This window comes from Wolbachia endosymbiont (group A) of Myopa testacea (genome assembly GCF_964027115.1).
Lineage (GTDB): Bacteria > Pseudomonadota > Alphaproteobacteria > Rickettsiales > Anaplasmataceae > Wolbachia.
Window position 1 is genome coordinate 865,662 of sequence record NZ_OZ034729.1, and the last position, 24,947, is coordinate 890,608.

Here is a 24,947-nt window from a genome sequence, read left to right on the forward strand (position 1 = left end):
ATTATCTTAATATAAATATTAATTTAGTCATAAACTATTGACGAATGATGATAATCTAGTTATTATTAAATTATCATTAACAAGTGAAGTAAAAAATGCGTACATCAAATCTTGGTCCTTTAATTGCTGTTTTATCATTATCTGCATTTAGTTTCACAGCTGGTCAATATCTTCCTTATGTTATTACAGCAATTTCTGGTTCTGGTGCCATTGCAGCAGTTCTTTTAGCAATTTTTGCTGTTTCTACGGTTGTTGCATTGGCTTCAGTGATATATCTTGTTAAACTTGCCGTTTCTAGAGCTACTAATAAGAAAGAAGCAGTTCTTAGTAGAGAGGAATCTGACCAGCAACATACTGAATGTCAAGAACCAACACATGCTACTAATCTGGAAAGTAAACCAATTGGAGAAGAATTTAATAAGCTTGTTAAGCAAGATAGTGAAACACAGACGGAAGTGGTAGATTCGGAACATGTTGATACTAATCTGCAGCTTACTCCTCAACAATCTCCGCTAACATTTGGTGCAGCAATTCCTCCATTAACTGGTACTCCACCACCACCACCTCCTCCTATGCCAACTCCTGAGCAATTGAATCAAGCAAGTGGTGCACCAGCTCCCAAGCTTACGATGCAAACCAAGGATGATGATATGTTCGCAGGGATAAAGAATGTAAAACTAAAGGAAACTGGTGGTCCTAGTATGCCTAAAGCTAATAATGATTTGCTTTAGGCAATAAAAAAAGGAACAAAACTCACGAACAAGAAAGAGTCTGACAAGAGGGAGAAAGAGAGGTTAAATAAACTGGAAGATGTGCAACCAAAAAATCTTATAGATGTTTTGTCCAAAACGCTTCAGTCTCGATTCAAAGCAAATTATTCGAGTGATAGTGATGACGAAGATGACGATCAAAATCGTACACCTAATAGTGAATGGGAAGATGAACATCAAACACCTCCAAAACACCAATCAGACGATGAAAAAGGAACAAGGACTCCCGAGAGTGATTATAGATCTGATGATGATGTGGATCAACAATATCCTAAAATTGCAGCTTTGCCAAGCTACCAACCAAATACAGAAAAGCCACCAATACCTCCTAAGCCTGCTAATTTATCAACAGGACCTCAAGCTCCTCCTGCAACAACAGTGACTGAGGTGAATAGTGAGGTGAAAGATCCATCTACTCTTCCTTTTAAGGATCGCAAGGCACAGTTTGAGGGCAAATGAATTTCTTTCATTTGCCCTCTTCATAAGTAGCTATACAACAAAGCCATCCCAGTGTCATGCACTGGGATGACAGAAGAAGGTGCTGAGATGACAAAAAAAGGAGCACTGACCTCTCTTGGGCTCTTTTAGCTATAAATATTAAGAAATTAACTAATTTAAAAAAGGCAAAAGAAGCCCCGTGGGTAACTAGTTATTTATATGTACTTCAAAATATTGGCGTTTTTTATTCTAAACGCTACGATTCAGCCGCTTTTAAATGCGACTAACCCAAATTATAAAGGTTAAGAAATTTACTAAGTGAAAAAAAAGGCAAAGAAACCCTAGGGTGGCTAGTATTCAAATTCTCCCTTGTCTATTTGACGTCTTTTACTGTCTTAAACGCTTTATAAGCGCGTTTCAGCTTATATAGGTAGAAACCTAGAAGTTTTATAAAGACATGAGGTGCACATAGTGCAAAAATTAAACATGATTTACGCAAATACATTAAGTTTTTTTGTTATTAATCCACTGCAGAAATTGCAAAGATAAATAATTAGCTTCAGTTTCATGATAAGGGAGGTGGCGGAGTTTGTCAAGGAAGTTTTTGTAGCTCTCATGGTTTTTGCGTCACACGCTGCCATGTGGTATACAAATTTCCTTCGAATTACAACGTACGTGCACTCTATATGCACTTAATACTCTCTTATCAAAATCTCAAGAATCTGCACTATATTTAATGCTGCGCCTTTGCGCAGATTATCAGCCACTATCCACATATTCAATCCGTGTTCAACAGTATTGTCTCTTCTAATACGCGATACATATATAGCATTCTCCTGTACAACATCAATTTGAGTGATGTATTCACCGTCTTCACGCCTGTTGTACACTAAAACTCCACTATCTTCGGCTTCACTTAGCACTTCACGAGCTTGTTCTTCAGTGATATGTTGATCAAATTCTACATTTACTGCCATAGCGTGACCGATAAAGACAGGTACTCTTACACAAGTTGCAGTAACTTTTATATCTTCCTCTAAAATTTTTTTTGTCTCCTCTTGCATTTTCCATTCCTCTTCTGTAGAACCATTCTCCATGAATTTCCCTACATGGGGAATGCAATTAAACGCTATTTGCTTGGGGAATATCTCGGGCTTTTTAGTCTCATTCATGAAGATTTTTTTTGTCTGGTCATAGAGCTCATCCATTGCTGCTTTGCCTGCGCCAGAAGTTGATTGATAAGTTGAAGCAACGATTCTCTTTATTTTTGCTTTCTGGTGTAATAGATGTAGTACTAGCAGCATCTGTATTGTAGTACAGTTTGGGTTGGATATTATGTTGTGGTTTTTATATTCCATAATTTTTTCTTTATTAATCTCCGGAATAATGAGTGGCACACCTTCTTTCATTCTAAAATGGGAACTGTTATCTATCACGATGCATCCAGCCTGTGTTGAAATTGGTACATACTTTTCAGAAACATGATATCCAGCACAGAAAATGGCTACATTAGTTCCAACGAAGTCATAATCCTCAAGGCATAAAACTGTTAACTCTTCGTCACCAAAACTCACCTTCTTCCCTTCTGATTTTTTCGATGCAAGTGCAATTACAGAATCTATTGCCTCATCTTGAAACTCAGCAAGCGTGCTTAATACCTCACGCCCTACTCTTCCGGTTGCTCCAATAACAGCAATTTTGTATCCCATATAGATGAACCTCTAACTTTAAAGTTCTATTATATTTTTACTGACAAAATTTACAATTATTTTAATATTTTTTACCTTGCAATTAATTGTAATTTAGCTATTATTATGCAATATTAGTAATATTACATAATAAAGTGAAAGATGAATAAAGAATACAATGAAACTAAGGTTAAACCTGCAATGTCTACACCTCAAGAGCCTGAAAGAACCAATGGATTAAAGGCTCAAAATGTTCTTTCGAAAAAAAGAAAGCCTGCAATAAATTTTGATGATAAAAAATATGGTGTAAAAAACCTTAAAATAGACCAACAGTTCCTAAATAAAAGACAAGAATCTTCAAAGCTAAGAGATTTCTTAAGATCAATACCAATAATAGGGAGATTTTTAGCAAGGATTTTCACACCTGAAAAAATAGAAATCATCAGTAACCCTATATATGACAACATGGAAGCATATGAAAAATCGCAAGCAGGTCACTCCAGTAAGATAAAAGATGAGACTAGTGTAGATGATGAACACGCAAAAGAAGTAGATAGTAAACTTGAGAAGGGTAATGTTGAACAAGTGGACAATAAGAAAAGTCGTTAAACTCTATTTTATTGTGCAGGAGCTCTGCAGTACCAAAATAAATAAATGGGTATGCCACTTGCAGTGAATAAGCTTGCGATCAGGAAGGTATTCACAGAAGTTTCAAATATTACCCAGCAGCAAAAGGTTGTTGCTATACTGCCAATTAAAAATTTGTAATAGTTTTTCTCCTTTATAATAACCTTGAGAAAAGCAAGACTGCATGCAAGGTAAACAAATAAAAATGAAACTACAGAAAAGTCGATAATTGATGTGATCTGTTTAGCAAAATTGTTGCTTGAAGTGAGAATTAGTAGAACTGAAGTGCCAACGGAGCTGATTATTATGCCCCAGAAAGGAGAACCGTGCTTGTTTCTTTTAGCAAAGAACTGTGGCATCAGTTTATCTTCTGCAAGGCCAAGGGCCACTTGTCCACTAGCTAGTACCCAAGCATTTAAACTACCAACACAAACAATAAAAGCAACTATAGAAATGATCAAATGCCAATTACCAGGAAACATAATTTTTATTGCGTCAACATACGGCGCTTTTGAATTAACTAGATCATTGCCGTTTATCAATCCCATGATTGCAAGGCTATTAATGAAATATATAACTGCAACAGAGATTGTGCCAAGCACTATGGCTCTTGGTATAGTCTTGGCTGGATCGTTGACTGATCCTGCAGGTGCTGTTGCTGATTCAAGTCCAATAAAACACCATAGAGTGAGTAGTGTAGAGCGAGCAAGGACTTGAGACATCGTGAGGGTTGATATTTCCTCACTTATGATAAAATTATTCCTATCAAAGAAAAATAACGCTGTTACTGGTATAGCAAGCAGTGCGGTAATTTTGACAGTCATCAATAAAAGCTCAACACATCCAGCAGCAGTGACACCTCTTAAATTTATTAGTGTAATGATCGTAAATAATAGTATTTCTAAAAATAAGCGTATATTTTGAATATCTCCATGAAAAAGCGAAGTAAGATAGCCAATACTTGCAACGATTACTGCTGTCGTGCTAACCCATGAGATCACCCAATACGTCCAACCAACAAAGAAAGCTGCAGCAGGGCCAAAAGCATGCTTTACATAAACGTAAGGACCACCCGTTTCTGGAAATTTTGCGCAGAGTAAGGCAAAAACCAAAGCAAGAGATATAGCACCAAGCCCTGATATCACCCAGCTTATAAGGCTATAAGCGCCATATGGAGCAAGGCTAATTGGAAGCATAAAAATTCCAGAGCCAATTTGACTACTAATCACTAAGGCAAAAATAGCCCAAAAACCTATTTTATTTGACACAATAGTTTCTAATTTCTATCTGAATAGATTAACAATATAACTGAAGCTCAGAAATTTCAATCAATCTCTATAGAAACTTGCGTTTTTTTCAATTTATTTCTAAAATAGATTATATTAACAAGTTATTAAGTGAAGGTTATGAATCTGAGGTTAAAAAGATTTTTGGTTGTTTATGGGTATGTTTTATTAATTGGTGCTGCTATTGCAGCGATGATTTTATTTGATTGTTTGCTTGAGATCTTTATTAGTATGCTTCATGCATTCCTTCTTGCTAAAACTTCAAGTGAAGTATTAGCCCTTTTTGGAACACTTGCAATTTTTCTAGCTATTGGCGTTTCGTGCTACGGGCTGCATAAGCTCTGTTCTATCTTTACAGAAAAGATTACAAGCAGCTATCAATCTTTCAAAAATGAAAATAGTGGTGATGGTATTTTTTCTGAAGTATATAATGACCCAACAATAGGGTTGAAAGATAAAATTTTGTTTTTCTATATATATTTGATATATTGCATTCAATTACCATTTTTGTACTGTGCATTGAAGGTATCAGAGCTCAGCAGAATATTATTAGGTAGTAGAGTAATAGGTACTAGTATATGTTTAGTGTTTATCAATACTATATTATTAATCCCAGTAGCACTTCTTGAATTGATAAAGTATCCATTAGTGAGGCTTTTCTCACCTTTGGGTTTGAATGTAAAGCAGCTAAGCTTTTTTTTTAATGTAAGTGATTTGGGCACTAGTAGTCAGAGTGTTCACACGAGTAGTTTTGAACATGGTATTTTCCAATGCGCTCAAGAGTTAAAAGAGAAATTTGAAGCTCAACCAAATGTACTCAATAAAGAGTTTGAAGACTACATAAATAATTCAGATGAGCTTACAACTCAAGAAAAAGAGCAATTAAACCTTTATCTTAATTTTAATGGCTCCAACCGGGCAACTTGGCAAGAATCAAGAACTAGTCTGACACTTACACAAACTGCAAATTTAGTTTTGACTGCAGCTAAGGATCAAAAGTTAGATACAGATTTTCTAAAGTGCATGTTACTGATGCGTTTAAAAGAAGGAAATGGTGCATGTTATCTTGGAATGTTTAATCGTATTATTTATTCACTTAGTTGTCTTGAAGCTAAAAATAACTTTACAGTTGAAGTAAACTCTCAAGTGTACGAGAGAATGCCAAGCATTACGGAAAAATTCCTTAGAAGCTGTAACAATAAAAAAATTACAGTTTTAAAGGACAATTTTGATAATTTTTATTTTGATGGTGATATGGATCCTCAAATAAAAAGCAACATCAGTAAACTGATAGAAGAAGCAAAACAATCTGTCTTTAATGAATTATATGTGGATTATTACAATAGGTATGGGCAAGATGTTGGAAGAGGCCCTATAAAGCATAAATTAAAAGAGTTAATTACAAGCGATGATGTAAAAGAAGCAATAAGCGCTGTTATAGATGGTATAGAAATTCCTCCAGTACCACCTACTTATCTTGAAAGAGTAAAAGCATTTTTTGGAGGTCATGCAAGGTCTTCTGCTACTTAGTGATGCTATAGCAGAAAACTTTTTTATTTTAACTAAAAAAATTACTTCTGCATATTCAAAGCCTTATTATAATGACAATTAGAGATATTTAGAGAGCTCAAAATCTATCTCCGTCTGCAGACTTTTCATCTAAATTTCAGTTAAAAATGTGGCGTATCTTCTTCAGCGTGTATACATATACTTAATCTCTGCCCAATGTACGTTGCATTTTTTCTGAATCTTGTTCATATGGGGGATTCTATGTCTAAAATTCCAGACACTTGACTTTAGCTAAAAACCATCTGGCGCCTATGGTTTTTTATAGTTTTGTCTTCCCTTTTCTGAATGGTTTGCAAGCTGCTGTAGCTAACCAAGAAAGGTTTCCCTACGTCATACCGCCGCGGTATCTCTAGATCCCGCTAACAACTTACTATTACCCACAAATAAAAACATAGTATTGTATTTACTCAAATAATTTAATTTTATTAACCTGAAAGCTTATTGGATTAAAATTATTAAACTAAGAGTTATAATTTTAGCAACTAAAAGCTGTAAATTGCACCATATAAACAGTTATTTCAAGCAAAAGTTATGCCATTAAGAGCTATGCAACAAACATTTATATTTGTGGGTAATAGTAAGCGCTAACAAGTAGCGGGATGACGAAGTTATCGTCATGCCACCGCGAACCGTCATATCGCCGCAGACCGTCATAACGCGATTCATTCGCGGTATCTCTTAGCATAGATCCCGCTAACACGTAGCGGGATGACGATTGTCAAGGTGTCATCCCAGTGCCCTGACTACTTGGATCCAGAAAACTTAACTTTAAATAAGTGGCTGCATAATAAAGACTAGATTCCAGCGTCACGCGCTGGAATGACACCATTTTCGGTCTCTTACATTGCTTTAGCTACAAACATTAAGAAATTTACCAGGTAAAAAAAAGGCAAAAGAAGCCCCATGGTTGGCTAGTTATTTATATGTACTTCAAAATATTGGCGTTTTTTATTCTAAACGCTGCAATTTAGCTGCTTTTAAATGCGACTAACCTAAATTATAAACGTTAAGAAATTTACTGAGCGGAAAAAAAGGCAAAGAAACCCCAGGGTAGCTAGTATTCAAATTCTCCCTTGTCTATTTGACGTCTTTTACTGTCTTAAACGCTATATAAGCGCGTTTCGGCTTATATAGGTAGAAACCTAAAAGTTTTATAAAGACATGAGGTACACATAGTGCAAAAAATTAAGCATGATTTACGCCAAATACATTAAGTTTTTTTGTCATTAATCCACTGCAGAGATTGCGAAGATAAATAAATAGCTTCAGTGTTATGATAAGGGGGCTGGCGGAGTTTGTCAAGCAAGTTTTTTGTTTCTACTGAATGACAGTTGTGGCTTGGGAGGTAGTGCAAGAAGTCTATTTCCACAAAAATGCTTCAATTTATCTTAACATTTTGTCAACTACCTTTATAGGAATGACAATTTAAAAGAGCATTTTTACATATTCCATATGGCTGCCAGTTGCACCCCTCACATGCGTAATCAAATTTCTTTAAAGACATTTTCTCTCTAATCTTTTTTACCGCCTCATTCCAAGTTAAAGTCTCGCCAATTTTTATTCCTAAAATTCCCATATGCCTTCTATCTAGGTCTAAAACTTTAGCTTATGTGGTGCATTTACCTTGTTTAATCTGGTTTGGGCAAGCACTACAAATACTATCAAGATTGCCGACTACTTCGATTTGAGTGTTAGGATCACTAATTACTTTGCTTGCTATCTTTTTATAATTTTCTACAAAACCCTGAGAATACCCATATCCCTGAAATGCAAGAGTGCACATGAAATGATGAGGACGAAACCTTATCACTTTTTCAAATACTGCAAAGCCGCTACGAGTAGAAAAATTTTTACCAAACCAGGAAGGATAAATGATAAAACACCCACCATTATTGCTTGTCCCAGACCCAAGTAAACAGCAAGCCAACTAACACCACAAATAAAGATTACAACTGTACCAGCCAGACAACTTAAAGAATTACACACAAATGATTTATATTTAGAGTTCAGTAATTCATTTACTTTGCTCATTACCATAACAGCAGCTAAAAAGCCAATTAAATATCCACCTTTTGGTCCGAGAAAAATGTGATAACCACCAGAAAAATTCGCAAAAACAGGAAATCCTGCTGCACCAAGTGATAGATATGTAAGCACAGAATAGAATGCTGTTCTGCAGTTAAATTTAAGCCCAATAAGCATTACTCCTAAAGTTTGCAATGTGATAGGCACAGGCTGCAATGGTACGCTTATTTGAGCCATCAAGAATAAAAGTAAAACGCAAGACAATATTTCAGCCAGTGTTGATCTGCTGCTAGATTGTGTTATAAACATACCTTCCCAATAAAAATAACTTATTAAATGTAATATATGTGTATAAGAGGTTTTGCAATTTAAATTTTGCTCATATTGTGCTACAATGAATTATTTACGCACTATTAAATTAAAAATGATGAGTAAACAAGATCTATTATCGTTGATGAAAGCAAGACACAGCGGACGTTCATACGATACTACAAGAGCAATATCTCAGGAAGACATGGATATTTTAGTGGAAGCTGTAAGGCTGACTCCCTCATGTTTTGGTGATGAACCTTGGAGATATGTGATATGCAACAAACAGAACAATCAAAGCGCATGGGAAAAGCTGCTAAATTGTCTTGATGAATCTAATCAAAAATGGGCAAAAGATGCACAAGTGTTAATCATATCTTTAAGTGCTAAAAACTTCCGTAAACGAGGTAAAGGAGAAAATCTTTGGGCTAGTCATGATACTGGTGCAGCAAATTATGCACTTATGCTACAGGCTGCATCTGTGAACTTAATGGCTCATCAAATGGGTGGATTTGATAGAGATAAAATAGTAGAAAGATTCAACATATCCGATGATTTTAATGTAATGTCAGTGATAGCGGTTGGTTACGAAGAAGAGGACGCTGAAACAAGTAAGAAAAAAAGAAGACCAATAGAAGAAATATTTTTTTATGATGAGTGGCCAAGGTCCTAAAAATTTTATCAAGATGCACGGTACTGGCAATAATTTTGTTATCATAGACTCACGTTCAACAAACAATTTAGACTGGAACTATAGACAAATTGCTGATCAAAGCAGTTGTGATCAAGTGATAATTATAACAATGTCTAATGCTGCAGACTGCTTTATACATATCTATAATGCTGATGGTAGTCGAGCTGAAATGTGCGGAAACGCAGCACGCTGTGTTGGATATTTGATAATGTCACAAAAAGGTACTGAGTATATCACTATTGAGCTGGTAAATAAACGCATTTTAGAGTGTTTTAAAGTTGGTGATAAATCCATAAAGGTTAACATGGGTAAACCTTTGCTAAAATGGCATGAAATTCCCTTGTCTACTGAGTGTGACACTCTTCACTTACCTATAGAGCTTGAAATGCTAAAAGATCCTGTTGCAGTAAATATTGGTAACCCTCATATAGTTTTTTTTGTTGATAACATAAGTGAAATACCATTGCGAAATTTAGGACCAAAGCTAGAAAATCACGTACTATTTCCTCAGAAAATTAATATTAGTATTGCACAAGTTGAAAAGTCTGGAGAAATAGCTTTAAGAGTTTGGGAAAGAGGTACAGGCATTACTGCATCATGCGGTAGTGCAGCCTGTGCAGCACTTGTTGCATCCACACTACGTGGATATCTGACTGCCCAACAGACTTCAGTAGATTTACCAGGAGGTAAGTTATTAATCGAATGGGCAAATAACGTATTCATGACCGGTGATATAGGATTTTTGTGATAATTGTTTTCACAATGCAAAACTACTTGACAAACTCCGCCAGCTCCCTTATCATAATACTGAAGCTATTTATTTATCTTCGCAATCTCTGCAGTGGATTAATGACAAAAAAACTTAATGTATTTGGCGTAAATCATGCTTAATTTTTTGCACTATGTGCACTTCATGTCTTTATAAAACTTTAGGTTTCTACCTATACAAGCCGAAACGCGCTTATAAAGCGTTTAAGACAGTAAAAGACGTCAAATAGACAAGGGAGAATTTGAATACTAGCTACCCTGGGGTTTCTTTGCCTTTTTTTTACTTAGTAAATTTCTTAACGTTTATAATTTAGGTTAACTGCATTTAAAAGCAGCTGAATCGCAGCGTTTAGAATAAAAAAACGCCATACTTGAAAGTATAATGTAAGTAACTAGCCAACCACGGGGCTTCTTTTGCCTTTTTTTTCATTTGGTAAATTTCTTAAATATTTATGGCTAACATGAACTGGGCAGTGCGTGACGCTATCCAAGATGATGTCATTCCAGTGCTTGACACTGGAATCTAGTCTTTATTATGCAGCCACTTATTTAAAGTTAAGTTTTCTGGATCCAAGTAGTCTGGGCACTGGGATGACACCCTGACAATCGTTATCCCGCTGCTTGTTAGCGGGATCTGCTGAGATACCGTGGCGGCATGACGCAGAGCTCACGTTAGCTATACTTTTATACTCACCAACTCAGTATCCAATCAAAATTCCTGGATCCCAGTGGGCTTTGTTACATAGCAGCAGAAAAACTAGTGATTACTGACTAAATTCATTATAAAATGACGATTTAAGGATAAATATGCCACAAAAAATGAGAGTCAGTAACCATAGAGAATATAACAAATTTCTAGAAAAAAGAAGAAATATTTTTCATTATATCAACGAAGCCATAGAAAATTGGTATGAAATTGGGCCAAAAATGTAGGGTGGCAACAATATTTACAGCAACAAAGTGGTAATTTTGATACATATAATAACCCATCTATTCAGAATAGGTTTGAGACAAACAGTGGGATTTTTAGAGGGATACATTGAACAAATAGGAAAAAATTTGCAGCTATTCACAAGCATCAAAAGAAACTTGATATTAAGATCAATGATTGCAGAGTTGATAAAAATAACATGGAAGATATCGAAATTGCTATAGACAGTACAGGAATTAGTATATACAACAACACACAGCAAAGAGAATAGCAGAGATAGAGAGTACCGCGGCTATAAACAAGTAAGAAAATTGCACATAATGTTGAGCAAACAAGTCATAGCTACAAAATACAGTAATGGCGTTTACTCTGATCACTATGGAGCATTGGGGAAATTTGATGTTAAATATGCTATAAAAGCACTATATGCAGATAGGGCATATGATAAAAAAGCTCTATAAGCTGTATAATTAATATGGCATAAAAACGAAAATTCCTCCGAAAAACAACGCAGCAGAGCATCCAAAATTGGATTATATGCTTGATAGAAATGCCGCTATTCAGTTAATGAAATTACATGGTGAGAATGGTATAAAAAGATGGAAAGAAGAAGTAAATTACGGAAAAAGATCGTATATTGAAGGATTTTTCTCAAGGTTGAAGCGAATATTTGGGTTTAGTTTTAAGAATAAATCTGAGACAAATAGAGAGAAGGAACTACTTATTAAATGCTACTTAATGAACAAATTTACTGCAATTGGTATGCCTAAATTTGAAATAGTCGCATAAAATTATTTACTCTGGAAAAAACTTACGTTGCTATGCAACAAAGCCCACTGGGATCTAGAAAAAAGAAATGTGGATTCCAGTGTCAAGGCACTGGAATAACACCACTTACTACGTATTTAAACTATAATGTTCATCATTACACGCTGGCAGGATGTCATATATAGTGTTACCCAGGTAGCTGATGTTGGGGCTTATCGTCTTTAAGATCCCAATTAGATAGAAGGTTTGTACTTTTTTTCAAATCAAAGCTTGAATTTTTGCTCGAAAATCAATATATTATATATATGAAGTTTTAATTTAAGTTGTTATGTTGACCCCAATGGCAAGCTTATGTGTTGATAGCAGAACCAATCTCATGCAATATATTGCTAGAGTGCAAAAATTCCCTATGCTGTCTCAAGAGGAAGAGGTACGATTAGCAAAAAATTGGAACCAATATAAGGATATTTCTTCTGCTCATAAATTGATTACCAGCCATTTGAATTTGGTAGTGAAAATTGCAATGAAATTCAAAAATTATGGACTATTGTTGATGGACCTGGTCATGGAAGGGAATATGGGTTTAATGCATGCAGTAAAAAAGTTTAATCCTGATTTAGGGTTTCGTTTTTCAACTTATGCAGTGTGGTGGATTGAAGCTTCAATAAAAGACTTTATATTGAAATCTTGGTCGTTCGTGAAAATAGGCACAACGCAAGCACAAAGAAGATTATTTTTTAGTTTACGTAAAATAAAAAAAAGAATTTTACAGTATACAAACAGAGAGACTTTAAGCAATGAAGAAATAAAAACAATATCTAATGAGCTTTCTGTATCCGAAGGAGATGTTCTGCAGATGAATTACCGTTTGGCTTGTAAGGATCAGTCGCTAAACGATTGCATAAAAATAGGTGATGACTCTAAAAGGGAGTTGCAAGATATGATCCCATGTAACTTGGTCAGTCAAGAAGTAACCTATCAGAATCATGAAGAAAAAGAATTAAAAGAAACAATTTTAAACAATGCACTAGCGAGCCTCAACGAAAGGGCAAGAGACATTTTTATCAGTAGATATTTGTCTGAAAACACTCAAACTCTAGATGAACTTAGTAAAAAATATTGTGTTTCAAGAGAAAGAATAAGACAGTTGGCTGAGCAGGCGATGGCTAAGGTAAAACAATATATACAATCAGAAAGTTTGGAATTTGGTTTGCATGCGTAGTTTCTTTATATTTCTAATATTTTTTTCAATAGGCGCTTTTGCATCGGTTAGTGATGTGCAATTGAAGGAAAAATACAAAGACTGGCTTGTATATACTGCATCAGAAGATGGAGAGAAAGTGTGTTACATTGTATCTTACCCTAAGACAAAAAGCGAGCATTATACAACCAATCGCAAGCCGTATGTAATGGTCAGTTATGTTGATAAAAAAGCAGATGAGGTAAGCGTTACCTCTGGTTTTCAGTATGATAAGGAGCCTGTAGCTCTCAATATCGACAAAAAAATTAAATATACACTGCCTATAATACAGGGAAGTTTTGCGTGGGCAGAGCATACAAAAATAGATCAAGATCTCATTCTAAAAATGAAGCAGGGATTATCAATGGTAGTTAATGGAAAAACAAAAACAGTGACCATTGATGATACTTATTCCCTACTTGGTTTTCAAAAAGCGTATCAAAAAATGCATGATTTATGCCATACAAAGTAAATCATTGTAACAAAATACCCAGCTATAGTATAAACTGGACTACTCTTTCAATGGAAATATAAATAGCACTTTACTTTATATGGGATGTGGATATCATTTAAAATATATTTTTGAGAGTTAGCAATGTCAGAGGTTGCAGGTGTAGATACAGAAATCAAAAAGCAAAATTCTGTGTGCGAGCAGATGCGTTTTAGCGTGAGCCGTACAAGTCTTTTAAATACATTATCCAGAGTAAGTGGAGTGGTTGAAAGGCGTAATGCAATAGATGTTTTGGCATGTGTAAATATCAAAGCACAACACGGCAGCATAAAATTAATGGCAACTGATCTTGACATTTCAATGTTTGCCTCACTTGCTGCAACCGTATTAACAGAAGGAGAAGTAAAAATTTCAGCGCATACTTTACATGACATAGTGAAGAAGTTACCCGCTGATTTGGATGTCAATTTTGAAGTAAACAACCAAAGAAAATTATTGATGTCTTGCGGAAATGCAAACTTTTCTTTACCGAATGTAGTTTCAAGCAGCTTTCCTGCTCTTGAAGAAGACAATTATAAACATGATTTTATTCTACTAAATACGGACCTGATAGACTTATTAACTAAAACAAAATTTGCTGTATCACTAGATGATACAAGGTATAATTTAAATGGAATATATCTACATACAGACGAGCAGTTTCTGTACTGCGTTGCAACTGATGGTCACCGTTTATCATATATAAAGAGACCAAAGCCTGGGAACATCAATGGCGAATTTGGTGTGATCATTCCACGTAAAACTGTTATGGAGCTGTTAAAAATATTGGACGACTGTAATGAAATTAATGTAAAACTCTCAGACAGAAAAATCAAGTTTACATGCGGTGAATATATTCTAATATCAAAATTAATAGATGGGACTTTTCCAAATTATAAAGCAGTTATTCCAGCATCTCAAGATAAGCATATGATTATTGAAAGTAAAAAACTTTCAGATGTTATAGATCGAGTTTCCGTTGTTGTATCTGATAAAGTAAAATCCATTAAATTCTCACTACAAGAAAAGCTGCTGACTCTGCATTCAAACTCTCAAGAGTGCAATGATGCAACTGAATCCATAGAAGTGGACTACAATGAAGCCCCTATAGAAATAGGGTTTAACTCGCGTTATTTACTTGATGTTCTATCCTGCATAAAAAATAAATGTAAGTTTAGCTTAGCCGATGGTAATAGTGCTACAATTATCACTGATGAAGACGATTCAAGTGTATTATATGTAGTAATGCCAATGAGAACTTAAACTTGTCATCCCGCTTCTTGTTAGCAGGATCTGGAGATACCGTGGCGGTATGACGTGTTGTTACTTATTTCACTAAGAACGTTACTTTTTATTAAATTAGTAATCTATCTTTACCAAATATAAGCCAAAAGGTGGTGCAGTAACTCCAGCTGCATTTCTTTTGCATTGGTTTAATATATTTAGCATTTCTTGTGGATTAGTTCTATTTTTTCCAAATTCAACTAAAGTACCCACAATGATCCTCACTTGGTTATGTAAAAAGGAAATAGCAGATATTTTGATGTGTATATGATTCCCATTTTGTATTATATCGATATCATCAATTGTTCTCATCGGATTTGCGGCTTGACAATCTTTTGAACGAAAACTTGAAAAGTCATGTTTTCCAAGTAGATGTTTAGCAGCTTCACGCATAATATTTACATCAAGTGGGTTAAACACTTGCCATACATAACCTGTCTCCAGAGCGGCAGGAGCATAGCGATTAACTATTCTGTATTCGTAATATCTTTTTTTTGCTGAAAACCGTGCGTGAAACGCATCATCTACAACTTCTGCATTCAGTACAACTATGGGAATTGATTTTAAATGATAATTTATTGCGTTTCTTATTCTATAAAGCTCAAATTCCTTTTCCATATCAAAATGAGCAATTTGTCCTAAAGCATGAACCCCTGCATCAGTCCTGCCACCGCAGTACAAAGTAACTTTCTTACCACTAAAATTAAATATAGCATTTTCTATGGCTTCCTGGATTGAATTAGCAGAATGTTGCTGCTTCTGCCAGCCAGAGAAACTACTACCATTGTATTCTATCGTTATTTTATATCGCACTGCAGAGTCTATCTAACTTTCTATCTTAATATAATTTAGGTAGCTAATTTTTCTACGATAACGTTCTTCGTTATTAAAAAACCCTTGGCAGGTTGTTCACGTTCGATTATCATGAAAGTTATACAAGTTAATAAATGATCCATGGCAAACAACTCAGAAGAAAGAAATAATGATAAGCAAAAAGCATTAGATAACGCAATAAGCCAGATTGAAAAAGCATTTGGTAAAGGTGCAATAATGAAGTTGAAGCAAAACCCTGTAGAGAAAATAGACACAATATCCACAGGATCAATTGCGCTTGATTCGGCTCTAGGTGTTGGAGGTCTGCCAAAAGGACGTATAATTGAAATATTTGGTCCCGAGAGTTCTGGTAAAACCACTCTTGCCTTGCACGTGATTGCTGAAGCACAAAAAAAAGGAGGATCATGCGCATTTATCGATGCAGAACATGCATTGGATGTCTTATATGCTCGTAAACTTGGGGTAAGCACTGATGATTTAGTAATTTCGCAACCAGACACTGGGGAACAAGCATTACACATTGTTGAGTACTTAGTGTGTTCTGGTGCGGTTGATGTGATAGTTATTGACTCTGTTGCAGCGTTAACTCCAAGAGCTGAAATTGAAGGTGATATGGGTGATCAACATATGGGGCTGCAAGCAAGGCTTCTAAGTCACGGGCTACGAAAGCTAACCTCTGCCGTTTCAAAAGCGAACTGTATATTGATATTTATTAATCAAATTCGTATGAAAATAGGAGTAGTGTATGGAAATCCTGAAACTACCACGGGTGGAAATGCATTAAAATTCTATACTTCTGTAAGGCTTGACATAAGAAAAGTTGGTGTAATAAAAGACAAAGAAAATATTACAGGCAATGAAACAAGAGTTAAAGTTGTAAAAAATAAAGTTGCTCCTCCATTTAGAGAAGCGAAATTTGATATAATGTACAATGAAGGTATATCAAAACTCGGAGAAATAATAGATATGGGAGCAAAGCTTGGTGTGCTTGAAAAAGCAGGTGCTTACTATTCATATAACAATACACGTCTTGGACAAGGAAGAGAGAATGTAAAAACTTACCTAAAAACAAACAAAGAAGTCGCAAATGAAATAGAAATGAAAATCAGAGATTTACTCAGAAATCATGATAATTCTATTATAATAGACGAGGATAGTGAGCAACTTTTAGAAGAATCAGTGTTCTGATCTAAACTTAGTTTGTGTTGGATGGGTTGTTACAGTATGACGGTGTGTGCTAATCTGTAATGTTACCTTGTATCAAGAGGACTTTGCTGAAGCAGTTAAAAAAAGCTTTTCATGAGAAATTATAAATGATAAATTGTTAACAATAGGTTATTGTGAATAAGATTATGTGTTTTAGTTTACCTAATATAAACAGGGAAGGTTATTTATTTATAGTCGTTGCCTTTATAGTAACGTGTATAGCATTCTCTATATCTTGGGGGTTTGGTGTTACGTGCTTGTTTCCGACATTATTGTGTACTTATTTCTTTCGCGATCCAACAAGAGCTGTGCCAAACAATAAGGATCTTATATTAAGTCCTGCTGATGGTGTGATTTCAAAAATTGAAGAAGTTAATTATCCTTTATCGGCAGAAAATGGAGAAGAGAAGAAGTTCACGCTTGTTAGCATATTTTTAAGTGTTTTGAACGTCCATGTGAACCGTATACCAATATCTGGTACGATAAAGGAAATGAATTATAAAAAAGGCAAGTTTGTATCCGCAATGAGCAATAGGTCTAGTAATGAAAATGAAAAGCAGGTTATTGTGATTGAATACGAAAAGGGAAAAGAAATTATTGTGGAGCAAATAGCTGGATTAATTGCACGTCGTATCGTTTGTAATTTAGGAGTATCCCAGAATGTGAAAGCAGGTGAAAGGTTTGGAATTATAAGATTTGGTAGTAGAGTGAATATTTATGTTCCTGCTGATATAGAAGTCAGAGTTTCAGAAGGGCAAACTGTTATTGGTGGTGAAACAATTATAGCAAACTTAAATAAGGAAAACGTTCAAGAGAAGCTTACTTTTGACGTTATATGAATAACGATGGAAGTAACAGTAGATTCTTACCTATTACTAAATTATTCCCAAACTTTATAACTTTATTGGGTTTATGTTCTGGTCTCACTTCACTTAAATTTACATTTAATGAACAATGGGAATTCTCAGTAATTTTTATCATCATTGCAGCAATAATAGATGGAATGGATGGCAGAATAGCTAGAATTCTAAAATCAACTAGCGATTTTGGAGCCCAGCTTGATTCTTTTGCAGATTTTCTAAATTTTGGTGCAGCGCCTGCATTTCTTTTGTATTTTTGGAAGCTAAACGAAATCAAAGTCATAGGTTGGATTTTAGTAATGATATACGTAATCTGCATATCAATAAGACTTGCAAGATTTAATGTTTCGCTACACTCAGAACAATCACACTGGGAAAAATTTTTCTTTTCTGGTGTTCCAGCTCCAGTGTGTGCTTTACTTTCTTTGTTACCAATAATTATTACCTTTCAATCTCATGAGAGTGAATACTTACTTCTCATAGAGCGATTTTTTAACACAAGAAACGTAGCTTGTTACTTTCTGGCCATTTCATTTTTTTCGATAAGTCACATTCCAACTTTCTCTGCAAAATATATTTATGTTCCCAAAAGCCTATCCTATATATTTGTGTCATTTTTTGGAGTACTTATTATATTTTTCATCAGTAAGCCCTGGATGACGCTACCAATTTTAGGTGTAGTGTATGTACTTACTATTCCAGTAAGCACTGGGCTTTATATATATTACTCGTATAAAGCTCGTTAGCTATAAGTTGTAATAAAAAGTAGTGAGCAGCATGATTGTAAAAATAAGTGAACTGTTGAATTCATTTCTGTACATAAAGATATTCAACATTCCATTTATAATTATTTGGGTAATTGCAACTGGGGTTTTTTGTACCATCCAATTTAAATTCACTAACTTTAGATTGTTCAAGCATGGAATACAGAAGCTATTCAATCTAAAGTGTAATAACAATGGCATAATCACTCATATTCAAGCGGTTGCAACAGTAATTTCAGGAACAGTTGGTCTTGGAACAATATCAGGAGTTGCAATAGCTATCACAATAGAGGGCCCAAGTGCAGTTTTTTGGATGGTAATTACCGGAATACTTGGTATGTCGATAAAGTTTGCCGAGGTGGTGCTTGCATTCACCTATCGCTCTGAAAATGCAACTGGCGGGGCTTTTTATTACATGAAGTACGGGCTTGCAAAAATTGGATTTGCAAAAACTGGTAGATTTCTTGCCTTTACTTATGCGATTATGCTACTTATTGCAATGATTTTGGGCGGTATATCATTTCAAGCGAATCAGATAGCAGCATTGTCGAATAACCTCTTCGAATACAACGCATATATTATTATATCTCTGCTTGTCTTTATTGTAATATTGGGAGGAATAAAGCGCATTGCTTTCGTTTCAACGAGCTTAGCACCAATTATGATAGTGCTATATATGGGTATGTGTATATATTTAATTTATGTAAACAGAAGTAATTTGCTGAATGCTCTATCCATAATATTCCAAGACATCTTCAATAAATCAGCTATAGGAGGCGGAGTATTGAGCGGATTAATAGCAGGAGTGAGAAGATCAGTGTTTGCTAACGAAGCAGGTACCGGAACAGCAGTTATAGCACATTCAGATGTAAAAGAAGAAGATCCAATTAAAGTTGGATGCGTTGCAATGATTGCACCACTTATAGACACAATACTAATCTCATTTTTGACTGGTATCGTGATAATTATTACTGGTATGCATAGCACTGATAACGTGGGTGATATTACACTAATTAGTTCGGTATTTTCAACAGTTTTGCCCTTGTTCAGCAAGTTAGTTTTTCCGCTAATGATGTTTTCCTTTGCATTTTCTACAATAATAGCTTATTGTTACTACTGTGAAGTTGCTCTGCTGTATTTATTTGGTAATAAAAAAATACTGATACCGTTCCAAATTCTTATAGTGGTTTCAGTGTATATTAGTTGTATGTCAAAAAATATAGAATTTATATCTTACCTAGGCGACAGTTTGTTCATGTGCCTTATGATTCCAAATGCTGTTGCAATATATCTACTAAGAAGGGAAGTTTTGAATACAATAGATTCTTATTACAATTCTAAAGGGTATTAACATGATTTATAGATTACTTTGTATGGTGTTATTTTGCCTATTGTTTAATGATGTGTACGCTGCTTCAGGTTTTTATGAAAGTTATGATGCTGTGTTGAATGGAATAAATAACTTCATGAATGAAGTGCTGTTTTTCAAAATCCTTTACGTGCCATTTATAATCTTTCTACTAGCTTTTGGTTATGTGTTTCTAACATTACGTTTTGGATTTCTCAACATAAGAATGTTTAAGCATGCGTTTGCTATTTTATGTGGAAAATATGACACGAATCACCATGATGGTCATATTACGCATTTTCAGGCATTTATGACTGCACTTTCAAGCACAGTAGGCCTTGGAACTGTTGCTGGAGTCGCAATTGCAGTTTCAATGGGAGGGCCAGGAGCGGTGCCTTGGATGATGATTACAGGTTTTTTTGGTATGTCAGCAAAATTTGCCGAAGTGACTTTAGCATTTAGACATAGAACAGAAGATCAGGAGCAATTGTTTAGTGGTCCCTTTCAGTATATAAGGAATGGTCTGGAGGAATTTGGATTTAAAAAACTTGGTATTGTTTTAGCTGCAATATATGCAGTATTCTTTGTATTATCAGGTCTTGGTGGAAGTGTAGCGTTTCAAACCAACCAAATGGTTTCAATATTATCTGGCTATTCAAGTTGGGTAGATGGTCACTCTTGGTTTCTTTCTTCCATAACCTCTGCGCTGCTTGCTCTAGTGATTATTGGCGGAATTAAAAGGATAGCTAGAGTATCTTCTGCACTAGTGCCTATTATGTCACTCATATATATATGTAGCTGCCTTGTTATTATTGGATTTAATATCCACAATCTTGGTCACACATTTAAGATATTATTTTCCAGCATGATAGATTTTAATGCTGTTGGCGGAGGGATGGTAGGAGCATTTGTTGCTGGAATTCAAAGAGCAATTTTTGCCAGCGAAGCTGGTGTTGGCTCTGCTGCAATTACTCATGCAACAACTAAAGATGAAGAACCAGTAAGAACTGGACTAGTCGCTATGATAGAACCATGCTTTGACACAATGTTAATTTGCTGTTTAACAGGAATAACAATAGTAATAACAGGTGCATACCAGACTAGTGTTGGTGAAGGGATATTAGTCACTCAAAAAGCATTTGAGACAGTTTCTCCGTGGTTTCCTATACTTCTAACAATAGCTGCACCTTTGTTTGCATTTTCTTCAGTAATTTCGTTTGTATATTGTTGTGAAATAGGGTGGCTATATTTATTCGGTGCAAAAAGTATAGTGATATACCGCATAGCAGTAATAATTGTAGCGTTTTTTTCTGGTCTTTCTAAAGATATAATGGCTATTGCCAATATCGGTGGAACTTTGTTCTCTTGTTTAGCTCTCATCAACATGACAGCGCTTATACTGTTTAGTAATCAGATTAACGATGAAGTTCAGTGCTACCTAAAAAGGCTGAGGAATAATAAAATTAATTAAATCTTTGATATATGTGGAGAGGTATAGCTATAATAAGTAAGATTTCCCTACGTCATACCGCCGCGGTATCTCAGCCGCTAACAAGCAGTGGGGTGACGAGGTCTTTCGATAGTAAATCTTACCTGTGTTAGCTATAGTTCTCATATTATCCTACGTACTCGGTTCAATACCGTTTAGCTTAATCATTACAAGAATAAAAGTTATAAACTTAAGAGAAATAGGTTCAGGAAACATTGGCGCTACAAACGTTGCAAGAACAGGAAATAAATGTCTTGCTGCTCTGGCATTACTTCTGGATTCCTTGAAAGGATTCATCGCAGTTTATATAGCACAACAATTTTTCGATGACAATCTTTGTATATACATATCTGCAATTTTAGCAGTTTTAGGACACATGTTTCCTGTATGGCTAAAATTTAGTGGAGGAAAGGGAGTTGCAACAACTTTAGGAGTTCTGATAGCACTTAATATGCCAATTGCCTTGATATTTATATTTACCTGGATAGTGGTATTTTTTATCTTTAGATACTCTTCTCTTGCTTCTTTGACTGCTACTTCAACGGTTGTAGCATGGTCCTTTTTTTTTCAGAGGAATTTGTTCTTAACATTACTAGTTATAGGAACACTAGTTTTTCTCAAGCACTACAAGAATATTATGAACCTTCTGCAAGGCAAGGAACATAAATTTTTATAAGCGCGCTGACTCTGCTGCTATATTACTAACAGATACTTCATGCGAGAAACGACTTGAGACCACTTCTTCTACTTCTTTTATCATTTCTTCCATGCTTTTTCCACTTTTCTTACATGCATCATCAAGTGCTAATTTTAGCTTGCGTATATCATTCTCTTCTAGCATCTTATTCATTTCTTTTTTCGTTATCTCTAATTTTTTTAGTAAGATGTTCTCCATTATCTCTCTTTCATCACCTTTATACTGGCTACTTAGTCTGCTATACGCAATGCAACACTTCTTTTCTCGTGGCAAGGCTGACAGATTTTGCAATGTAGCATCTACTTGAACTTCTATAGGGTTAACTTTCCTAGCCTTTTCAGCAGCTTCTGACCTAAATTTCTCGACTTCTCCTATTATTATTTTGTTAGCTATTCTTTTAGCTCCATCCAAAGATGAATCCTTGAGAGAAAAATCTGTCTTGAGTAAATTTTGGTTTAAAAGCTCTAGAAAAACTTTTTCTTTTATATTTGTTATTAAGTTTATTATACGCTCATCTCCTAATTCGAAATTCCGATCAGCACAACATCTTGTGTTTGTTTTTTGTGCAATATAAAAAGATAAGCGCTCATCCAATAATTCTACTAACTTCATAGAACTAATATCTTTCATTAACGCCAGCACAACTTGCTCACTGTATTGAGAAGTGAAACTCAATAATTTTCTCATTAAAGGAATACTTACTTCTGAAATAAAATCATCAACTATCTTCTGATTTTCATTATCTTTATGGTTATTTTGAACTGTATGCCAAGCCTTAAGAATTTCTTTACTGTTTTTCTTGTTTTTTAACCTGTCTAACATAAACTCACGTGCTTTATTTTGTGCTTCTGAGAGCAACATTTCCCTTGGGGGAGTAAATCTAATTTCTGGATCAGGATGAATACCCTCTAGCGTACTTAACATCCTGTAGACAATACCGGTAAAACAGGTGTTAGGGATTCGCTCTTTTCTAGAGAAAGTTTGGCTATCAAGCAAATTTATAATTAACGCGTCTTTTTTATTTTTTACAGCTTCTCTGTCTCCATCATTGCAGGCTTTCAGAACTAAAAGTAAAATCTGTCCACCTGTAAAGCCAGAGCTATGACTTTTGATCATCTTTGCAAAAGTCATTTAAAAATGTAATTACTCTTCCTTTATTTTCATCACTAAACTCATATGAACTATCTATATGTCCAATGAATTGAATATATTCATCATTTTTGATTACGTCTTCAGGTACTTGTTCACTATACTTATCTTTTAATTTATCGATATTTTTAATGATATCATCATTTAATTGATGGGGCAGTAAATGTTCAAGATCAATATCAAGATTATTAACCATACCACGTAAGTTCTCTTTCATGCCTTCCCGAAAGAAATTCATGGAAGCTTTAAGCAGTGTAAATGGGTTAAAATCTTTTGGTCTCAGTTCACTCTGCAATAAAACCAATAGCATTGTAAGTGGTATAGTTCCCAGTAACGAAATTAGTAAGAAAGTGGAGGTGAAAGTGAGATATGTTATGAAAGCAGAAAACAAGAGGAAGGCTGCTACCTTGATTGCATTGTTCTTAAAAAATATTTCCCAATACTCCTTTTTACTTATTTTTTGCTGTTTTGCCGCTTTTATTTCTTTGTAGATATAAAGAGTTTTAATTTCAAACCTGAAGAATATAGTACCAAGAGAAAAAAAGAACATTAACAGGGTTAGTGATAATGCTTAAAGAAATAAAAGTTGCAAAGTAACTAACAAACTTTAGCCTGCTAGATTCCTTTGAAGGAAATTGTAATTGAGAAATACCTATCATAGCTTACCTTCAACATCATTACGCTCTAGTAATAGCATAGTAATTTAAAACGTCAATGTTTAAGTATCTTATTATCCGCACACTCATCGTATTCGATCTCGACTGTAGAGTGTGCTATCTCGAACCTATTTAGTAGTATTTTTTTTATCTCATACAAAATATCAGTGTGTTGTGCATCTTGCTTTACTTTGGCATGCATGGTAATTATAAAATAATTATCAGACAGTGACCATGCATGTGTGTGGTGCACATCTATCACTTCAGGTAATTCTGATGTGATCTTACTTTTTATTTCCTCAGTAGATATCCCTTCAGGTGTGCCTTCAAGAAGTATGTGGCAAGAATTCTTTAGAATTTTGTAGCCACTATTCAAAATGATTACACTGACAAATACCGATAAAATCGGATCCACCATTTGCCATCCAGTAAACATGATAATTATGGATGCAAGTATAGCAGCTACAGAACCTAAAATATCTCCTATAACGTGTAGTACAGCACTTTTTATGTTTATATTGCTCTCGCATTTACTATGTAATATAAAAAAGACTATAATATTAGAGATCAGGCCAAGTGTAGCAATTACTAACATTACTTTCCACTCAACATTTACCGGAAAAATAAATCTTTTTATTGACTCAATTATAACGATTACTGCAATGAAGAATAAAGTTAAACCATTAACAAATGCTGCAATTATCTGCAACCGATGATACCCGTATGATCTTTGCAAATCAGATTTCTTAGCTGAAAATTTGTGTGCTAAGCAGCTTAAAACTAAGGCAAAGAGGTCAGTGAGCATATGCCCTGCATCTGATAGTAGAGCAAGCGAATGTGAAATTATTCCACCTACTATTTCCATAAACATTGTTATCGCAACTATTATTATGGAATAGATTAAGCGCTTGGACTGTGCTGCTGTCATATAAAATCTTTTCATGAACAAAAACGTGGGTAACACTGGGTTCGAACCAGCGACCGCTTGCACGTCAAGCAAGTGCTCTACCAACTGAGCTAATTACCCATCGTGGTTTTAGTATAGTGCTTTGGTGGA

At 34.9% G+C, this 24,947-nt stretch carries 23 protein-coding genes, 1 tRNA gene and 2 pseudogenes; 18 read left to right on the plus strand and 8 right to left on the minus strand.

Going from position 1 to position 24,947, the window contains the following annotated elements; all coding sequences use genetic code 11:
* The first annotated feature begins 95 nt into the window (after window positions 1-95).
* Both AAGD91_RS04315 and AAGD91_RS04320 read left to right on the plus strand, forming a co-directional pair.
* A complete protein-coding gene (locus AAGD91_RS04315) occupies window positions 96-731 on the plus strand; it encodes a hypothetical protein (RefSeq protein ID WP_341820747.1) in 636 nt (211 codons plus the stop codon).
* Window positions 732-812: 81 nt separating this feature from the next.
* Complete coding sequence (locus AAGD91_RS04320) at window positions 813-1,229, plus strand: hypothetical protein (RefSeq protein ID WP_341820748.1); 417 nt, start codon at window positions 813-815, stop codon at window positions 1,227-1,229.
* 671 nt (window positions 1,230-1,900) lie between these two features.
* On the opposite strand, the gene AAGD91_RS04325 is transcribed toward AAGD91_RS04320, so the two are convergent.
* Window positions 1,901-2,917, minus strand: a complete 1,017-nt coding sequence (locus AAGD91_RS04325) for an aspartate-semialdehyde dehydrogenase (protein WP_341820749.1) — start codon at window positions 2,915-2,917, stop codon at window positions 1,901-1,903.
* 141 nt (window positions 2,918-3,058) lie between these two features.
* Here AAGD91_RS04325 and AAGD91_RS04330 point away from each other — a divergent pair, with 141 nt between their 5' ends.
* The gene (locus tag AAGD91_RS04330) at window positions 3,059-3,505 is read left to right on the plus strand and encodes a hypothetical protein (RefSeq protein ID WP_253307368.1); all 447 of its coding nucleotides are present in this window, start codon (window positions 3,059-3,061) and stop codon (window positions 3,503-3,505) included.
* 8 nt (window positions 3,506-3,513) lie between these two features.
* On the opposite strand, the gene AAGD91_RS04335 is transcribed toward AAGD91_RS04330, so the two are convergent.
* Window positions 3,514-4,791, minus strand: coding sequence for an APC family permease (locus AAGD91_RS04335; protein ID WP_341820750.1), 1,278 nt, complete (start codon window positions 4,789-4,791; stop codon window positions 3,514-3,516).
* Between the two features lie 138 nt (window positions 4,792-4,929).
* On the opposite strand from AAGD91_RS04335, the gene AAGD91_RS04340 reads away from it, so the two are divergent.
* Window positions 4,930-6,339, plus strand: a complete 1,410-nt coding sequence (locus AAGD91_RS04340; RefSeq protein ID WP_341820751.1) for a hypothetical protein — start codon at window positions 4,930-4,932, stop codon at window positions 6,337-6,339.
* A gap of 1,438 nt (window positions 6,340-7,777) precedes the next feature.
* Here AAGD91_RS04340 and AAGD91_RS04345 read toward each other — a convergent pair.
* Together AAGD91_RS04345 and AAGD91_RS04350 are read right to left on the minus strand one after the other, a co-directional pair.
* Window positions 7,778-8,188: pseudogene (locus AAGD91_RS04345) on the minus strand (DUF1284 domain-containing protein).
* Entirely contained in the window at window positions 8,185-8,712 is a 528-nt protein-coding gene (locus tag AAGD91_RS04350; RefSeq protein ID WP_341820752.1) for a biotin transporter BioY, read from the minus strand. The pseudogene AAGD91_RS04345 and the gene AAGD91_RS04350 overlap by 4 nt, the downstream one beginning before the upstream one ends.
* Window positions 8,713-8,797: 85 nt before the next feature.
* Between AAGD91_RS04350 and AAGD91_RS04355 the strand changes: the two genes are divergently transcribed.
* From AAGD91_RS04355 to dnaN, 8 genes are all read left to right on the plus strand, one after another.
* Window positions 8,798-9,385 carry a nitroreductase family protein gene (locus AAGD91_RS04355; RefSeq protein WP_341820753.1) on the plus strand — a complete coding sequence of 196 codons (588 nt, stop codon included), beginning with the start codon at window positions 8,798-8,800 and terminating at the stop codon, window positions 9,383-9,385.
* A complete protein-coding gene (gene dapF / locus AAGD91_RS04360) occupies window positions 9,366-10,154 on the plus strand; it encodes a diaminopimelate epimerase (protein ID WP_341821513.1) in 789 nt (262 codons plus the stop codon). The genes AAGD91_RS04355 and dapF overlap by 20 nt, the downstream gene beginning before the upstream one ends.
* An 827-nt stretch (window positions 10,155-10,981) precedes the next feature.
* Window positions 10,982-11,107 carry a hypothetical protein gene (locus AAGD91_RS04365; RefSeq protein WP_341820754.1) on the plus strand — a complete coding sequence of 42 codons (126 nt, stop codon included), beginning with the start codon at window positions 10,982-10,984 and terminating at the stop codon, window positions 11,105-11,107.
* A gap of 318 nt (window positions 11,108-11,425) precedes the next feature.
* Window positions 11,426-11,566 (plus strand): hypothetical protein, encoded by a 141-nt coding sequence (locus tag AAGD91_RS04370; protein WP_341820755.1) that lies wholly within the window; start codon window positions 11,426-11,428, stop codon window positions 11,564-11,566.
* Window positions 11,567-11,642: 76 nt separating this feature from the next.
* The gene (locus AAGD91_RS04375) at window positions 11,643-11,894 is read left to right on the plus strand and encodes a hypothetical protein (RefSeq protein WP_182184127.1); all 252 of its coding nucleotides are present in this window, start codon (window positions 11,643-11,645) and stop codon (window positions 11,892-11,894) included.
* Window positions 11,895-12,201: 307 nt separating this feature from the next.
* The gene (locus AAGD91_RS04380) at window positions 12,202-13,095 is read left to right on the plus strand and encodes an RNA polymerase factor sigma-32 (protein ID WP_341820756.1); all 894 of its coding nucleotides are present in this window, start codon (window positions 12,202-12,204) and stop codon (window positions 13,093-13,095) included.
* Entirely contained in the window at window positions 13,088-13,585 is a 498-nt protein-coding gene (locus AAGD91_RS04385; protein WP_164225010.1) for an invasion associated locus B family protein, read from the plus strand. The genes AAGD91_RS04380 and AAGD91_RS04385 overlap by 8 nt, the downstream gene beginning before the upstream one ends.
* A 123-nt stretch (window positions 13,586-13,708) precedes the next feature.
* Window positions 13,709-14,866, plus strand: coding sequence for a DNA polymerase III subunit beta (dnaN, locus tag AAGD91_RS04390; RefSeq protein WP_341820757.1), 1,158 nt, complete (start codon window positions 13,709-13,711; stop codon window positions 14,864-14,866).
* 96 nt (window positions 14,867-14,962) lie between these two features.
* On the opposite strand, the gene truA is transcribed toward dnaN, so the two are convergent.
* Window positions 14,963-15,700, minus strand: a complete 738-nt coding sequence (truA, locus tag AAGD91_RS04395; protein ID WP_341820758.1) for a tRNA pseudouridine(38-40) synthase TruA — start codon at window positions 15,698-15,700, stop codon at window positions 14,963-14,965.
* A 141-nt stretch (window positions 15,701-15,841) separates the two neighbouring features.
* On the opposite strand from truA, the gene recA reads away from it, so the two are divergent.
* The 6 genes from recA (at window position 15,842) to plsY (ending at window position 22,064) form a co-directional block, all read left to right on the plus strand.
* Entirely contained in the window at window positions 15,842-16,909 is a 1,068-nt protein-coding gene (gene recA, locus AAGD91_RS04400; protein WP_264687864.1) for a recombinase RecA, read from the plus strand.
* Window positions 16,910-17,073: 164 nt separating this feature from the next.
* On the plus strand, window positions 17,074-17,766 hold the full coding sequence (locus tag AAGD91_RS04405; protein WP_253309960.1) for a phosphatidylserine decarboxylase: 693 nt from the start codon (window positions 17,074-17,076) through the stop codon (window positions 17,764-17,766).
* On the plus strand, window positions 17,763-18,533 hold the full coding sequence (locus tag AAGD91_RS04410) for a CDP-alcohol phosphatidyltransferase family protein (RefSeq protein ID WP_182183504.1): 771 nt from the start codon (window positions 17,763-17,765) through the stop codon (window positions 18,531-18,533). Before AAGD91_RS04405 ends, AAGD91_RS04410 begins: the two co-directional genes overlap by 4 nt.
* A 31-nt stretch (window positions 18,534-18,564) precedes the next feature.
* Entirely contained in the window at window positions 18,565-19,902 is a 1,338-nt protein-coding gene (locus AAGD91_RS04415; protein WP_341820759.1) for an amino acid carrier protein, read from the plus strand.
* Window position 19,903: 1 nt separating this feature from the next.
* Window positions 19,904-21,370, plus strand: coding sequence for an amino acid carrier protein (locus AAGD91_RS04420; RefSeq protein ID WP_341820760.1), 1,467 nt, complete (start codon window positions 19,904-19,906; stop codon window positions 21,368-21,370).
* A gap of 124 nt (window positions 21,371-21,494) precedes the next feature.
* Window positions 21,495-22,064, plus strand: a complete 570-nt coding sequence (gene plsY, locus AAGD91_RS04425) for a glycerol-3-phosphate 1-O-acyltransferase PlsY (protein ID WP_341820761.1) — start codon at window positions 21,495-21,497, stop codon at window positions 22,062-22,064.
* On the opposite strand, the pseudogene AAGD91_RS06385 reads toward plsY, so the two are convergent.
* The 3 genes and pseudogenes from AAGD91_RS06385 to AAGD91_RS04445 form a co-directional block, all read right to left on the minus strand.
* Window positions 22,059-23,893: pseudogene (locus AAGD91_RS06385) on the minus strand (hypothetical protein). The gene plsY and the pseudogene AAGD91_RS06385 sit on opposite strands and share 6 nt — an antisense overlap.
* Before the next feature lie 52 nt (window positions 23,894-23,945).
* Complete coding sequence (locus AAGD91_RS04440) at window positions 23,946-24,818, minus strand: cation diffusion facilitator family transporter (RefSeq protein WP_341820764.1); 873 nt, start codon at window positions 24,816-24,818, stop codon at window positions 23,946-23,948.
* A gap of 26 nt (window positions 24,819-24,844) precedes the next feature.
* Window positions 24,845-24,917, minus strand: a tRNA-Val gene (locus tag AAGD91_RS04445).
* Window positions 24,918-24,947: the final 30 nt, after the last annotated feature.

Excerpts from the sequence above, each read along its gene's own strand:
- AAGD91_RS04315 (WP_341820747.1), top strand. The coding sequence starts at position 96 with ATGCGTACATCAAATCTTGGTCCTTTAATTGCTGTTTTATCATTATCT.
- AAGD91_RS04325 (WP_341820749.1), bottom strand. The coding sequence starts at position 2,917 with ATGGGATACAAAATTGCTGTTATTGGAGCAACCGGAAGAGTAGGGCGT.
- AAGD91_RS04330 (WP_253307368.1), top strand. The coding sequence starts at position 3,059 with ATGAATAAAGAATACAATGAAACTAAGGTTAAACCTGCAATGTCTACA.
- AAGD91_RS04340 (WP_341820751.1), top strand. The coding sequence starts at position 4,930 with ATGAATCTGAGGTTAAAAAGATTTTTGGTTGTTTATGGGTATGTTTTA.
- AAGD91_RS04350 (WP_341820752.1), bottom strand. The coding sequence starts at position 8,712 with ATGTTTATAACACAATCTAGCAGCAGATCAACACTGGCTGAAATATTG.
- AAGD91_RS04355 (WP_341820753.1), top strand. The coding sequence starts at position 8,798 with ATGAATTATTTACGCACTATTAAATTAAAAATGATGAGTAAACAAGAT.
- dapF (WP_341821513.1), top strand. The coding sequence starts at position 9,366 with ATGAGTGGCCAAGGTCCTAAAAATTTTATCAAGATGCACGGTACTGGC.
- AAGD91_RS04365 (WP_341820754.1), top strand. The coding sequence starts at position 10,982 with ATGCCACAAAAAATGAGAGTCAGTAACCATAGAGAATATAACAAATTT.
- AAGD91_RS04370 (WP_341820755.1), top strand. The coding sequence starts at position 11,426 with ATGTTGAGCAAACAAGTCATAGCTACAAAATACAGTAATGGCGTTTAC.
- AAGD91_RS04375 (WP_182184127.1), top strand. The coding sequence starts at position 11,643 with ATGCTTGATAGAAATGCCGCTATTCAGTTAATGAAATTACATGGTGAG.
- AAGD91_RS04380 (WP_341820756.1), top strand. The coding sequence starts at position 12,202 with ATGTTGACCCCAATGGCAAGCTTATGTGTTGATAGCAGAACCAATCTC.
- AAGD91_RS04385 (WP_164225010.1), top strand. The coding sequence starts at position 13,088 with ATGCGTAGTTTCTTTATATTTCTAATATTTTTTTCAATAGGCGCTTTT.
- dnaN (WP_341820757.1), top strand. The coding sequence starts at position 13,709 with ATGTCAGAGGTTGCAGGTGTAGATACAGAAATCAAAAAGCAAAATTCT.
- recA (WP_264687864.1), top strand. The coding sequence starts at position 15,842 with ATGGCAAACAACTCAGAAGAAAGAAATAATGATAAGCAAAAAGCATTA.
- AAGD91_RS04405 (WP_253309960.1), top strand. The coding sequence starts at position 17,074 with ATGTGTTTTAGTTTACCTAATATAAACAGGGAAGGTTATTTATTTATA.
- AAGD91_RS04410 (WP_182183504.1), top strand. The coding sequence starts at position 17,763 with ATGAATAACGATGGAAGTAACAGTAGATTCTTACCTATTACTAAATTA.
- AAGD91_RS04415 (WP_341820759.1), top strand. The coding sequence starts at position 18,565 with ATGATTGTAAAAATAAGTGAACTGTTGAATTCATTTCTGTACATAAAG.
- AAGD91_RS04420 (WP_341820760.1), top strand. The coding sequence starts at position 19,904 with ATGATTTATAGATTACTTTGTATGGTGTTATTTTGCCTATTGTTTAAT.
- AAGD91_RS04440 (WP_341820764.1), bottom strand. The coding sequence starts at position 24,818 with ATGACAGCAGCACAGTCCAAGCGCTTAATCTATTCCATAATAATAGTT.